Here is a 13,924-nt window from a genome sequence, read left to right on the forward strand (position 1 = left end):
CTCGACGTTTTCGGTGCTCAGCGCACCGGAGTGCGCTGCGGGCTCGGCCGCCGGGCAGGCGTGGCCCGCGGCCGGGCGCCCCGGCCGCGGGCCTCAGTCGACGCGGACGCCCGCGGTGAAGTGGAAGCCCCATGTGTGGTCGAGCGGCGGGCCGAGCTCCTCGTCGAAGGGCAGCAGCAGGCCCGTCCGGAGGAACGCGAGGTTGCGCTCGATCGCGAGGAAAGGCTCGATGGCCAGGACGTAGAGATTGCGTGCGACGGCGTGCCGGATGCTCACGTTGTCGAACGTGGGCAGCGCCATCCCTTGCACGCGCACGCCGCCGCCGATCCCGTGGCCGATCTGGAGCTCGGCGGCGTGCTGGATCGCGACCTCGTACTCCTTGTTGCGGCCGAGCGGGATGTAGAGCACCGGCTCGAGCTGGAAGCGCCCGATCACCAGTGAGCCGACGTGGGCCTCGGCGCCGAGGCGCGCGTGGATGGGGAGGATGCTCGGGAAGAACTCGTGGAGATCCCAGTACGCCCGGCTGGCGCTGACGGGCTCGTAGCTGGCGTGGTGGTGGGTCTTGCCCGAGAGCGTCGCGAGCCCGACGTCGCCGCCTACCGTGAGCCAGAACGTCCGGCCGACGCGGGCGACGTGATGGGCGCCGAGCGTCACGTTGCCGAGCACGGCGTCGGTGCGCTCGGCCATCGCGAGCCCGAACGGGAGTCGGACATCGAGAAACGTGTGCTGGGCGAACGGCATGCGGGCGAAGAGGGCGACCGCGAGCCCGGAGACCTCGCCGTCGCCGCCGGTGAACGAGGAGGTCTCCAGGCCGATCGCGCCACGCTGGCTCAGCGGGACGGTCCCCTCGTCGATGGTTCTGCCGCCCGACGCGCGCGCGGGCGGCGGCCCCAGCTCGGTGTCCGAGAGGGACAGGGCCCAGGGCGCCGGCGTGCTGCCCTTGCGGCCCGCCTCCACCCCGCCCGGCTTCCGGTCAGGCGGCGCCGGGTCCGAGGGCGGCCCGGCAGCGCTCGGCGCGGTGTGCGCCCCTTCCGGCGCGAGCGGCGAGGCGTCCGGCTCAGGTGCGCCCGCTTCGGGCGCGCCGAGCGCCGGGGGCTGCGGCGGCCCGCTGGGCAACGGCGCCGCGGGCGGCTGCGGTGCGCCCGGCGCCGGCGTCGCGGGCGGCTGCGGTGCGCCCGGCGCCGGCGTCGCGGGCGGCTGCGGTGCGCCCGGCGCCGGCGTCGCGGGCGGCTGCGGTATGCCCGACGCCGGCGGCTGCGGTGTGCCCGGCGCCGGCGTTGCGGGCGGCTGCCGTGCACCAGGTGCCGGAGGCGTTCCCGCCGACGCGGCGGGCGCAGGGCTCGCTGCCGGGCGAGGCGTCGCGGGCTGCGCAGCGGAGGACGCGACCGCGAGGGTCGCCGCCAGCCAGGAAAGCGAGGACAAGACCAGGATTCGACGTGGCATCGTGTCTCCTTGGAGCGCGCATCCTATCGTCTCAACGGGCGCGCGCGGTCTGCTCCGGCGAGCGCTGGACGCGCCTCGGGTGGCGCGACCGCCGCCCCGCAGCGCCAGCGCCATCCCGCAGCGCCAGCGCCATCCCGCAGCGACACGGGCACGGGGCGACCCGGAGGCAGCGGCGAGCGCCGCGCGGCGCTTCGCCGCGGAGCAGCGGCGCGGGGCCGGGCCCTGCCGCGCGCCGCTACAGCAGCGCGGCGAGGGCGGCCGCGAGCCGCTCGTAGTGCGGCCTGTCGTTGTAGATCTGGGCCGAGATCCGGAGGTGCCGCCGGGGCGACGCGGGCCAGGCGAACACCGGCACCTCGATCCCCCATCGCTCGAGCAGCGCGTCCTGGAGCGGATCGAGGCGCAGCCGGGACGACGGCGCGTCGGGGAGCGGCACCGTCGCGAGCGCGCCGATCATCGCGTCGGGGCTCGGCGGCATGCAGCCGAGCGCCTCGCACAGGAGGTCGCGCGCGGCGAGCGCCGTCGCCCGGTTGTGCGCCTGGAGCGCGGGCCAGCTGCCGGGCATGAGCGCGGCCATGGCGCGGAGCGCGTCCGCGACGCAGAGCGCCGCGCTGGGGTCGGCCGTGCCGGTCCAGTCGAACTCGAGCAGGAAGCGCGACCTGTCGGTGCGCGGCGAGTTGGCGCCGTGGCTGATGGAGAGAGGGCGGACCGCGCCCTGCTTGTCCCGCCGCACGTGGAGGAACGCCGCGCCCTTCGGCGAACAGAGCCATTTGTGGCAGTTGCCGGTGTAATAGGCCGCCCCGAGGGCGCGGAGATCGAGCGGCACCATGCCGGGCGCGTGCGCGCCGTCGACCAGGACGTCGACGCCGCGCTCCGCGAGCGCGGCGATCAACGAGGCGACCGGGAACACGAGCCCCGTCGGGCTCGTCACGTGGTCGACGAGGACGAGCCGGGTCCGCGGCCCGACGCGCGCGAGCACCGCGTCGACCACCTGCTCGGGCGCCTCGATGGGGAACGGCACCGGCGCGACCACGACGCGCGCACCAGCGCGGGCCGCGACCGCTTCGGCCGCGTTGTTGCAGGCGTTGTACCCGTGATCGGTGATGCAGAGCTCGTCGTCGGGTCGCAGCGAGAGCGACCGCAGCACCGTGTTGACCCCGACGGTCGCGTTGGGGACGAACACGAGGTCGTCGAGGTCAGCGCCGACGAAGGAGGCGAGCGCGCCTCGGGCCGCGTCGAGCAGCGGCCCGAGCTCGCGAAGGAAGAACCGGACGGGCTCGCGCTCGAGCTGCTCGCGGTAGCGCTGCTGCGCCTCGAGCACCGCGCGCGGGCAGGCGCCGTACGAGCCGTGGTTCAGGAAGGTGACGGCCGGGTCGAGCGACCAGAGCTCGCGCACGGCGGCGGCGCGCGACTCCGGGAAGGCGTTCGGGTTCATGACGAGGAGCGGGCCCCGAGGAGGCGACGTGCCGGAGGGCCCGGAACAATGTCGCGCGGGCTCCGACCCGTGTCGAGGGCCACGCGAGGAGCATCTACCAATCCATCATGGATTGTATCGTCAACGTTGATTCATGGATCAACCATGACCGGGTGCCGCCGGTCGTGCAGAGCCGGTCAACCCGTCCATGATGGACATCTCGTCCGGTCGTCCATGACGGCCATCCCATCTGCCCTCTCATGAGGGACACCGCACCTGCCATCCCACGATGGACATCACATCTTCGGTCCCATGATGGACACCGCACCTGCCCTCTCATGATGGACGCCGCGCCCGCCCACCATGACGGCCCGTCATCGACGGGCAGGCGTCAGCGGCGACGAGCAGGGATCCGCAACGGCCAGGCGTCAGCGGCGACAGGTAGGGATCCGCAACGGCCAGGCGTCAGCGGCGACAGGCAGGGATCCGCAACGGGCAGGCGCCGGCGGCGCGCCTCGGCCGCGGCGCCGGATCAGCGGCCCGACCAGACAGGGGAGGCGCTGTTCATCTCGAGCGCATCCATGCGCCGCGCCGCGGGTGAGGGCGGAGCCGCCGCGGCCGCGCGCGCGGTCTTCCGCGCGCTCGCCACCGCCGAGGCCGCCTGGACGGCGCGCTCCTTCTCCTTGTCCGACCGGGCGCGCGCCGCCTGCTGCCGGAGCCGGTCCTCCGCTGCCGCGAGCTTCGCCTCGGCCGCGCCGAAGTTGCCTGCGTTCACCTCCTGGGCCGCGTCGAGCTGCATCATGCCCGCGTCCATCACCGCGGCGATGGTCTGGGTCTTCTCGTTCTGGTGCGCGGCGACGAGGGCCGGATCGCTCGTCACATCGTAGCGGGCGACCACCTCCTGCACGCGCGGGAGATTGCCGCTCTCGGCGTCGCGGAAGTGGAGCCGCACGCTCGCCAGCGGGTGGGAGCCGGCCGCCGGCGCGGTGACCCGCGCCCGCACGAGCATCTCGCGGTGCTGCCCGCCGAACATCGTGCCGAGCAGCACCCGGAGCGCGTCCCCGGAGCGCTCGGTGCGCTCGTTGGGGACGTCGAGCAGCTCCACGCCCGGCGCCGGGACGATCTCGACGAACGCGCCCGTCGCCGCCGTCGTCTGGAGCAGGGCGAGCTCGCGCTCGAGGACGGAGGGCATCTCCCGCGCCTCGGTGAGGTGGTACAGCCGACCGCTGGAGCCGATGGCGAGCGCGTTGAGCGTGCGCTCGTCGTAGTCGGCCCCCACCCCGATCGACGTGATCTGCACCCCGTGCGCGGCGCCGCGCTGGGCGAGCGCTCCGAGGATGTCGGGAGAGGAAGGCCCGATGTTCGCCTGGCCGTCCGAGATGAGCACCACGCGCCGGACGGCGTGCGTCGACGGCGCCGTGAGCGCGTGCTGCTCCGCGAGCTGGAGGCCAGCGAAGAGGTTGGTGCTGCCGTCAGGGCCGAGCGCGGCGATGGCGCGCGCCACCGCGGGGCGCGTCGACCGGCCGAGCACCGTGGGCGAGACGCGCGCCTGCGCGGTGTCGGCGAACGACGCGACCGAGACGAGGTCGCCGTCGGGGAGCCTGTCGACGAACGCCTGCGCCGCCGCGCGGGCGTTCTCCATCTTGGGGCCTTGCATCGAGCCGGAGGCGTCCACGAGCAGCACGACCGCCGCCGGCGCGCGCGGCTGTCCGCGGGCCGCGCGCGCCGCCGGGACATCGATCCACACGCCGAGCTGCGTCTCGCGCGTCCCCGGCAGCGCGAACGCGCTCGCGCCCGCGGCGCCGATCCAGACGCCCTGGTTCCCCGCGGGCGCCGGCTCCGGCCGGGACGACGGCGCCTCGGCCACCGCCGCCGAGGGCTCGGCCGGCTCCGCCGGGGCCGCGGCCATGGCGACCGGCTTCGCCGCCTCCTCCCGCGCCGCTGCGCCCGGCGCGACCGCCGCGGCGGTCGCGCCCGGAGGCGCCGCCGCGCTGGCCGTGCAGCCCAGAGCCGCCCATCCCATCAGCAATCCAGCGAGCATCGTCCGCATCGAGAAGCTCCTTCCGCCGCAAGCCATGGCGCGGCCCACGGGGGGACCCGCGTCCCTCCGCCGCGATCTCCCGGGCTCCGCAGCGCGCGGCTTCTACGGACCGGGCCGAAAAAAGATCTCCGGGAGAGCCGGCGTCGGCATCACCGCCGCCGGCCCTCGCACCGGCGAAAGGCCGCCGCTCCGCGCCCGGAGCCCCCTCCGAGCACACATCCATGGGTCGTCCCTGCCTGACTCCAGGGCCCACCTCGAGATCTCGCGAGATCTGCGACTCCCGACGTCCCTCTGTCGGTGGTTCAGGTCTTGCTCATTCACGACCGTCGATGGGCGATCGCCGGACCGCGGCGCCCAGACACGATGCGCCGCACGGAGCGGCGATGCCGGAGGAGGTCGATCCGATGCAACTCGCGCGAAGCAAATCTCCAGCTCTTCTCGCCGCGTTCGCGGCGGTCTTCCTCGCTGTCGGGAGCCTCCTTGCTTTGCCGGGCTACACGCTCACCGGCACGGGCGTCCGCGTGAGGACCATCGGCGTGCTCCACGTCGATGTCTATCGGATCAGCCATTATATGGAGCAGCTCCCTGCCACCAGGTCCAAGGACGCCGTCATCGACATGGACACGGGGAAGAAGTTCGTCTGGACGATGCTTCGCGACGTCGACCGCGCGAGCATCGTCAAGGCGCTGCGGGAGGCGTATGCGTTGAATCGATACACGGACACGCCGAAGATCGAGAGGTTCGTGGCGGCGTTCGAGGGAGACCTCAAGGCGGGAGCGGAGGTCACCATCGCGTACGACCCGCGCGCGAAGGCGACCACCGTCACGGTCGCTGGCGGCGGGACGGCGACCGTGGCAGGCGTCGACTTCATGAAGGCCACCTGGCGGATCTGGCTGGGCAAGATCGATCAGCCCACGTTGAGCGACGAGCTCATCGCCAGGCTGCGCTGAGGCAGGCGAGCCGCTGTCAGTCCGACGGCTTGTCGCGCACCACGAGCACCGACCGGTTCGTGTGGTTCACGACCTTCGCCGCCGTCGTGCCGAGCACCTTGTCGATGCCCGAGTAGCCGTGCGACCCGATGACGATGAGATCCGCGTTCTCCTCGTCGGCCGTCCGGCAGATGACCTCCCAGGCGACGCCGACGTGGATCACGACCTTCGCGAGGAGCTCGGGCGGCACGTCGCGCGCGAGCTGCAAGAGCTCCTCGCGGTCGCTCCGCTCCAGGATCTCGGGGACGCGGGTCGGCGACTCGTTCAACGCTTCCGCGGGCAGGCTGTGGTGCAGCCCGATCCCGCGCACGAGCACGAGCTTGCCGCCGAGCTTCTGCGCGAGATCGACGCCCTCCGCGAGGACGAGCGACGCCTTGGGGGAGCTGTCCAGTGCAACGAGGATGGTCCGGGGGTGCTTGAGACTCATGGCGTCCGCCTTTCGTGCGGTGACGTACCGCACCTTCTTTAGCCGACCTGGCGCCGGACGCGCAGCGCATCGCTCGGCGGCGGCGCCCCGCGCCTCCGCGTCGGCCCGGCCGCCCGCGCCGAGCACCGCGGACGGTGCGTCCAGCGTGGATCAGGCGCGGATCATCACGCCATGGCCTCGGTCGTCCGTGAGGATCTCGAACGCCGCGCGCCGCGCCGTCGTCAGGGTCTCGATCCCGACCTCGCGGCCCAGGCTCTTCCGCCGCAGGGTGACGGTGCAGGCCCCGATCTTGGTGTTCAGGCAATGCTTCACGCCGCCAGGAGGGTTCCTGTAGGCCAGGCCCACGAAATCGCCGGCGGACGCGGAGATCTCCCCCTCGACGCTCAGCCGATCGGTCTCCGTCCGGAAGCGCCAGGTGAAGTAGTCGAACGAGGCGTCGGCGCGGACCGACTGGACGAGCGAGCTGAGCGCGATCTCCTCGCCGCGGTGCCGGAGGACCAGCGGCGTCATGTTCGGCGTCCAGAACGGTCCGACCTTCAGTCGAGCCGTGGCGACCTCGAGGAAGCTGTCCGGGTGGCTGTCGAACCCGGCGACCTGCCCCCAGGCGTAGAGGTCCGTGTGCTTCGTCCCCCAGTTGTGGTTCTGGCTGCCCACCCAGCCCGAGACGTCCACTTCGCGCCCAGCGACGCGGAGGAGGCCGCTGTAGACGGCCATCGGCGCGCCGACCAGCGCCTTCGCCTTCGGCAGCGGGGCGCCGTAGAGGGCCGCCGGGAGCAGCAGCAGGGGCTCCCCGCCGCCCTCGTAGGCGAGGTCCCAGGTGATGGCGTGCTCCCCCTCGCCCGCCGCGCCGGTGAGCCTGCCGAGGCTCAGCCGGGCGCCGTCGATGGCGACCGCCAGGCTGTCGCGGGCGAACGAGCAGCGCCCGGCGAACGGGACCTCGCGCTTGGCGACCGCGTGGCGCCCCGACTCGCCGTCGAAGTAGACCGCCCAGAGCTCACCCTCCGCGGCCTCGGGCCGCCCGGCCGGGCTGAACAGCGTGTACCGGATCCAGAAGGCGAGCGGCCGCGTCGGGTGGTTCGCGCGCTGGAAGAAGCTCTCGTAGAAACCGCCCCGCTGCCCCGGCCGGTAACGCGCGTGGTTCGCCTGCTCCCGGATCGTCCTCGCCTTCGCGACCGCCATCGAGCCCCCCGCTCTTCCAGCCTAGTGCCCCCGCTTCGACCCGCCGCTGAGAAGATCGGCGATCACCCGCTCCAGATCGTCGAGCGAGATCGGCTTCGCGATCTTCGGGTTGTCCACCCGCTCCACGAACTCGCGCGCGCTCGGCGTGAAGGCGCCGCCCGACATGAAGGCCATCTTCGGCAAGAGCTGCGGGAACCGCTCGGCGATCTCGTCGTACAGGGCCATCCCGCTCATCTGCGGCATCAGGAGATCGCAGACGATCGCGTCGATCCGGCCGCCGCGGTCCCGCAGGAGGTCGAGCGCCTCGTGGCCGCTCTTCGCCACGAGCACCTCGTGCCGCTCCTCGAACGCGCGCGCGAAGGCGTTGAGCAGCATCGGCTCGTCGTCGACGAACAGGATCGTCCCGCGCGACGACGCGCGCGGCGGCTCCGGCGGCGGCCGCGGCGCGGGCAGATCCGTGGGGTTGAGGCCGGTCAGGCGGATCGTGAAGACGGTCCCGACGCCGGGCGTGCTCGACACCGTCATCGTGCCGTGCTGCTCCTCGACGATGTTGCGCGACACCCAGAGCCCGATGCCCGGGCGCGCGCTCTCTTCCTTCGTCGTGAAGAACGGGTCGAAGATCCGCTCGACGACCTCCGGGGTCATCCCGCGCGCGTTGTCCTCCACCTCGACGTGGTGGACGCCGGCGTCGAAGCGCGTCGTCACGCGCACCATGTTCTCGTCGCGGGGGCGATTCGGCATCGCCTGCGCCGCGTTGATGAACAGGTTCACGAACACCTGCGAGAGCTTGCCCGGATAGCCGACGAGCGGCGGCATCTCGCCGTAGCTGCGCTCGATGCGGCAGAGCTGGCTGAGCTGCGGGCCCGTCATGCGCAGCGCGAGCTCGATCACGTCGACGAGATCGACCCGCTCGGGCTTGCGCTCGCTGCTGCTCGAGAAGAGGTTGAGGTCCGTCACGATGTCCCGCATCCGCTCGACGCCGGCGAGCGCCTCGTGGCACGAGCGATCGATGAGGTCGATGGCGCGCAGCAGGTCCTCGAACGAGCCCGAGGCGACCGGGCGCGCCGCCGAGACGAGCTTGTGCGCCCCGCTCCGGATCTGCTCCAGGTTCGCCATCACCCACGCCATGGGGTTGTTGAGCTCGTGCGCGACGCTCGCCGCGACCTGGCCGATCGAGGAGAGCTTCTCGCTGTGGAGGATCTGCGCGCGGCGCGCGACCTCCTCGGTGACGTCGCGCATGAGCGCGAGCGAGGCGTCCTCGCCGTAGAGCCGCGTGATCCGGACCGTCATCACCTTGGTCAGGCCGGCGCGCGTCCCGCAGCGGATGGTGGCCTCCCTCGGCGCCTCGGCCCGCGACGCGGACAGCACGAGCGTGCGCAGGGCCGGCACGTCCGCCGCGACCGCGAGCGCGGTGATCGGCCGGCCGATCCACGCCTGCCGCGAGTGCCCGAAGAGCGCCTCGAACCGCACGTTCAGCCGCGTCAGCATGCCCTCCTGGTCGATCGTCGCGAGGACGTCGGACGAGAGCTCGACGATCTCGCGGTAGCGCTCCTCGGAGGCGAACAGCGAGCGCTGGGCGTACGCCTCGGCGAAGCGGTGCTCGAACTGGAGCAGCAGCGCGTCGACGGCGCGGAGCACGTCGATTGAGGACGAGCCGTCGGCCTCGGCGTCGTCGTGCGTCGTGTCGAGGACGCCCGCGACCGCGGTGCGGAACTCGGACGCGGCGATCAGCGGAGCGCTGATGGAGTACCCGGTCGCGTAGCGCTGCTCGACCAGGTGCGTGATGAACTCGTCGAGCAGCGTCTCGCTGCCGTCCTCGAGGATCCTGGTGAACGCGGCGAGCCAGGAGCGCACGTTCTCCGTGACCTCGCCCACGGGCCGATCGGTGTACCGTCCCCGCTCCGGCGGCAGCGCCAGCACGTTCTCGATCCAGTCGTCGATGAGCTCGTCCTTGTGCCGCTTGCAGAGGTCGAGCAGCCGCCGGCGCGCGAGCGCCATCGACGTCTCCGCGTTGGTCGGCGGTCCATGGATCTGCGAGCGCCGCTCGCCGTCCCCCCCGCCGCGCGCGCCCCGCGACTCCGGGACCTGCGAGCGCCGCTCGCCGTCCCCTCCGCCGCGCGCGCCCCGCGACTCCGGGATCTGCGAGCGCCGCTCGCCGTCCCCTCCGTTGTGCGCGCTCTTCGCTTCCGGAAGCTCACGCTTGGCTTCCTCGTCCGCTGCCATCGCTGTTACCTGCCGCGGAGGACCTCGCAGCCCATGAACGCACGGAGCGGCTCCGGCACGACCACCGTGCCGTCCGCCTGCTGGTACTGCTCGAGGATCGCGATAACCGTCCGCCCCACCGCGAGCGCCGACCCGTTCATCGTGTGGACCAGCCGCGGCTTCGCCTTCGGCTCCGGCCGGTAGCGGATCTGGGCGCGGCGCGCCTGGAAGTCGCCGAAGTTCGAGCAGCTCGAGATCTCGCGGTACACCCCCTGGCCGGGCAGCCACACCTCGAGATCGTACGTCTTCTGCGAGCCGAAGCCGAGATCGCCGGTGCAGAGCGCCGACACCCGGTAGTGCAGGCCGAGCCGCTTCAGAACCTCCTCCGCGTGCGTGGTGAGCAGCTCGTGCTGGCGGGCGGAGTCCTCCGGCGCCGAGAACCGCACGAGCTCGACCTTGTCGAACTGGTGCTGCCGGATGAGCCCGCGGACGTCGCGCCCGTGGCTGCCCGCCTCGCTGCGGAAGCACGGCGTGTAGGCCGCGTAGGCGATCGGGAGCGACGCGCCGTCCAGGATCTCGTCGGCGTGGAGGTTCGTGACCGGGACCTCGGCCGTCGGGATGAGGTACAGGTCGTACGCCCTCTCCGGGTCGCTCTTCTGCGTCTTGAACAGGTCCTCGGCGAACTTGGGCAGGTTGCCCGTGCCGAACAGCGCCGTGTCCTTGACGAGGAAGGGCGGCAGCACCTCGAGGTAGCCCTGCTCGCGCGTGTGCAGGTCGAGCATGAACGAGATGAGCGCCCGCTCGAGGCGGGCGGCGGCGCCCATCAGCACGGTGAAGCGCGCCCCCGAGAGCTTCGCCGCGCGCTCGAAGTCGAGGAGGCCGAGGGCCGTCCCGATGTCCCAGTGCGACTTCGGCGCGAACGAGAAGCTCGGCTTCTCGCCCCACGCCCGGACGACCACGTTGCCCTCCTCCCCCGCGCCCACGGGCACCGACGGGTCCGGCAGGTTGGGCACCATGGAGAGCAGCTCGGTCATCCGCTTCTCGAGCTCGGAGACGACCTGCTCGGACTCCTTGATCCGGGTCGACAGGGCCTTCAGCTCGTCGCGCTTCTGCGCGAACTCAGGAGATTTCTTGTCGAGGCGCGCCATCGCGTCGTTCGCCGCGTTGCGCTCCGCCTGCCACCGCTCGAGCTCCTGGATGTTGGACCGCCTCGCGCTGACCGTGGAGGCGAAGTCGTCTCCGAGGCTGGCGGCGGCGGCGGGCGAGCGGAGAGCGAGCGCCGCGCGCACCTCATCGAGGTGCTCCGCGACGTAGCGAGGATCGAGCATACCCCAGGGTTTAGCCGAAGCCTGCACGCGCGTCAGCAGCCGCGACGCGCCGCTCCGAGGATGGGCCCGCTCCCCGCCAGACGCTCGGCGGGGAGCGGCGCGCAGGGAGGCGCTAGGCGCTGGCGCCCAGGCTGCGCAGCACGAACTGGAGGATGCCGCCGTGCTGGTAGTAGTCGACCTCGTTCGGCGTATCGATGCGCGCGGTGACGGTGAAGGTCTTCTTCGCCCCGCCTTCCCCGGTCGCGACGACGTTGAGCTTCTTGCCCGGCGTGAGGTTGTCCGAGATGCCGTCGATCTCGAACACCTCGCGCCCGGTGAGGCCGAGGGTGGACGCGTCCTCGCCCGGCGCGAACTCGAGCGGGAGCACGCCCATGCCGACCAGGTTCGACCGGTGGATGCGCTCGAAGCTCTTCGCGATGACCGCGCGCACGCCGAGCAGCTTGGTCCCCTTGGCCGCCCAGTCGCGCGACGACCCGGTGCCGTACTCGGCGCCGGCGATCACGAGCAGCGGCACGCCCTCGGCCTTGTACTGCATGGCCGCGTCGTAGATCGTGGTCTTCTCGCCGTCGGGCAGGTGCACCGTGATCCCGCCTTCCTCGCCGGGGCGAAGGGCGTTCTTGAGGCGGATGTTCGCGAACGTGCCGCGCATCATCACCTCGTGATTGCCGCGGCGGGCGCCGTACGAGTTGAAGTCCGCGGGCGCGACGCCGTGCTCGACCAGGTACTTCGCGGCGGGGCTGTTCTTGGCGATGTTGCCGGCCGGGGAGATGTGGTCGGTCGTCACCGAGTCGCCGAGCAGCGCGAGCACGCGCGCGGCCCGGATGTCGGTGAGCGGCGCCGGCTCCTTCGACAGCCCCTCGAAGAACGGCGGCCTGCGCACGTAGGTCGAGCCCTCGTCCCACACGAACGTCTGGCCGCCCGGGACCGCGAGCTTCTGCCACTCCTCGTCGCCGGCGAAGACGTTCTCGTACTGCACCTGGAACTGCTCGGGCCGCACGGCCGTCCGGATGGCCTCGTTGACCTCGGCCGAGCTCGGCCAGATGTCCTTGAGGTACACCGGCTCGCCGTTGCGATCCGTGCCGACCGGCTCCTTGAAGAGGTCGGCGTCGACGTCGCCGCGCAGCGCGTACGCGACGACGAGCGGCGGAGAGGCGAGGAAGTTCATCCGCACGTGCTGGTTGATGCGGCCCTCGAAGTTGCGGTTGCCCGAGAGGACGCTCGCCACGACGAGATCGTTGTTGCGGATCGTGTCGCCGATCACGTCCGGCAGCGGCCCGGAGTTGCCGATGCATGTCGTGCAACCGTAGCCGACCAGGTGGAAGCCGAGCGCCTCGAGGTACGGCAGGAGCCCCGCCTGGCGCAGGTAGTCGGTGACGACCTTCGACCCGGGGGCGAGCGACGTCTTCACCCACGGCTTCACCGTGAGCCCGCGCTCGACGGCCTTCTTCGCGAGCAGGCCCGCGCCCAGCATGACCGCCGGGTTCGACGTGTTGGTGCAGGACGTGATCGCGGCGATCACGACCGAGCCGTGGCGCAGCGTGTAGCGCGTGTCGCCCTCGGTGATCTCCGCCGGGCGCATGACCTTCTCGAGCGCGGGGGCGCGCGCGGCGGCGTGGCCGGCCCCCTCCTCGAGGAACGCCTTGACCGCGGGCGCGTCGGCGGCGGCGAACTCCTTCTCGAGCATGCCCTGGAGCGAGGCGCGGAAGGTGCGCTTCGCGTCGCGCAGCGGGACGCGGTCCTGCGGCCGCTTCGGGCCGGCGATCGACGGCACCACGTCGCCGAGGTCGAGCGAGAGGGTGTCGCTGAAGACGGGGTCCGGGGTGCTGTCCGTGCGGAACAGCCCCTGCTCCTTGTAGTAGGCCTCGACGAGCGCGACGAGCTGCGCGGGCCGGCCGGAGAAGCGCAGGAACGCGATCGTCTCGTCGTCGACGGGGAAGAAGCCGATCGTGGCGCCGTACTCGGGCGCCATGTTGGCGATCGTGGCGCGGTCCGGGAGCGAGAGCGCGCTCAGGCCGGGGCCGTAGAACTCCACGAATTTCCCGACCACCTTCTTCTGCCGCAGCATCTGCGTCACCGTGAGGACGAGATCGGTCGCGGTCGCGCCCTCGGGCAGGCTGCCGTGGAGCTTGAAGCCCACGACCTCGGGGATGAGCATCGAGAGCGGCTGGCCGAGCATCGCCGCCTCGGCCTCGATGCCGCCGACGCCCCAGCCGACGACCCCGAGCCCGTTGATCATCGTGGTGTGCGAGTCGGTGCCGACGAGCGTATCCGGGTAGACCAGCGTGCCCTGCCGCATGACGGCGCCCGCGAGGTACTCCAGGTTGATCTGGTGGCAGATGCCCTGGTCGGGCGGAACCACGCGGAAGTTCGTGAACGCCTGCGCTCCCCAGCGGAGGAACGCATAGCGCTCCTCGTTGCGCTCGAACTCGAGCGCCGCGTTCACCTTCACGGCCGTCGAGGACGCAAACCGGTCGACCTGGACCGAGTGGTCGATCACGAGATCGACGGGCTGGAGCGGGTTGATCTTGAGCGAGTCGCCGCCGAGCTTCGCGAGCGCCTCGCGCATGGCGGCGAGATCGACCACGGCGGGCACGCCGGTGAAGTCCTGGAGCAGCACGCGCGCGGGGTGGAAGGCGATCTCCTGCGAGGGGCGGGCCTTCGGGTCCCAGTTGAGGACGGCCTCCACGTGGTCCTTGCGCACGACGCGCCCGTCCTCGTGGCGGAGGAGGTTCTCCAGGAGGATGCGGAGCGAGAAGGGGAGCTTGTCGATCGACGCGCCGCCTTGCGCCAGCGAGGTGAGCTTGTAATAGGTGTATGTTTCGGCTTGAACCGTCAGCGTGCTCTTGGTGCCAAAGCTGTCGACCATGCGGCCTCCTCCAACGTCCGGAGCGCCCTTGTAGGCGC

General features: G+C 72.1%; 9 protein-coding genes. 1 reads left to right on the forward strand and 8 read right to left on the reverse strand.

Annotated features, from left to right (window positions below):
* Positions 1 to 93: 93 nt before the first annotated feature.
* From WME73_RS44930 to WME73_RS44940, 3 genes are all read right to left on the reverse strand, one after another.
* Complete coding sequence (locus WME73_RS44930) at positions 94 to 1,443, reverse strand: hypothetical protein (protein ID WP_437742406.1); 1,350 nt, start codon at positions 1,441 to 1,443, stop codon at positions 94 to 96.
* Positions 1,444 to 1,678: 235 nt separating this feature from the next.
* Positions 1,679 to 2,875 (reverse strand): aminotransferase class V-fold PLP-dependent enzyme, encoded by a 1,197-nt coding sequence (locus tag WME73_RS44935; RefSeq protein ID WP_437742407.1) that lies wholly within the window; start codon positions 2,873 to 2,875, stop codon positions 1,679 to 1,681.
* A 511-nt stretch (positions 2,876 to 3,386) separates the two neighbouring features.
* Complete coding sequence (locus WME73_RS44940) at positions 3,387 to 4,904, reverse strand: vWA domain-containing protein (protein WP_437742408.1); 1,518 nt, start codon at positions 4,902 to 4,904, stop codon at positions 3,387 to 3,389.
* A gap of 395 nt (positions 4,905 to 5,299) precedes the next feature.
* Here WME73_RS44940 and WME73_RS44945 point away from each other — a divergent pair, with 395 nt between their 5' ends.
* Positions 5,300 to 5,845, forward strand: coding sequence for a chalcone isomerase family protein (locus tag WME73_RS44945; protein WP_437742409.1), 546 nt, complete (start codon positions 5,300 to 5,302; stop codon positions 5,843 to 5,845).
* Between the two features lie 16 nt (positions 5,846 to 5,861).
* On the opposite strand, the gene WME73_RS44950 is transcribed toward WME73_RS44945, so the two are convergent.
* The 5 genes from WME73_RS44950 to acnA all read right to left on the reverse strand — a co-directional run bounded on the left by WME73_RS44950 (position 5,862) and on the right by acnA (position 13,886).
* Complete coding sequence (locus WME73_RS44950; RefSeq protein ID WP_437712908.1) at positions 5,862 to 6,311, reverse strand: universal stress protein; 450 nt, start codon at positions 6,309 to 6,311, stop codon at positions 5,862 to 5,864.
* A 150-nt stretch (positions 6,312 to 6,461) separates the two neighbouring features.
* On the reverse strand, positions 6,462 to 7,490 hold the full coding sequence (locus WME73_RS44955; RefSeq protein ID WP_437742410.1) for a hypothetical protein: 1,029 nt from the start codon (positions 7,488 to 7,490) through the stop codon (positions 6,462 to 6,464).
* 21 nt (positions 7,491 to 7,511) lie between these two features.
* Complete coding sequence (locus WME73_RS44960) at positions 7,512 to 9,713, reverse strand: ATP-binding protein (protein WP_437913563.1); 2,202 nt, start codon at positions 9,711 to 9,713, stop codon at positions 7,512 to 7,514.
* Between the two features lie 5 nt (positions 9,714 to 9,718).
* Positions 9,719 to 11,020, reverse strand: a complete 1,302-nt coding sequence (serS, locus tag WME73_RS44965; RefSeq protein WP_437913564.1) for a serine--tRNA ligase — start codon at positions 11,018 to 11,020, stop codon at positions 9,719 to 9,721.
* 112 nt (positions 11,021 to 11,132) lie between these two features.
* Positions 11,133 to 13,886 (reverse strand): aconitate hydratase AcnA, encoded by a 2,754-nt coding sequence (gene acnA / locus WME73_RS44970; RefSeq protein ID WP_437913565.1) that lies wholly within the window; start codon positions 13,884 to 13,886, stop codon positions 11,133 to 11,135.
* Between the last annotated feature and the right edge of the window lie 38 nt (positions 13,887 to 13,924).

Source organism: Sorangium sp. So ce302 (assembly GCF_051530145.1).
GTDB classification, from domain to species: Bacteria; Myxococcota_A; Polyangia; order Polyangiales; family Polyangiaceae; genus Sorangium; species Sorangium cellulosum_B.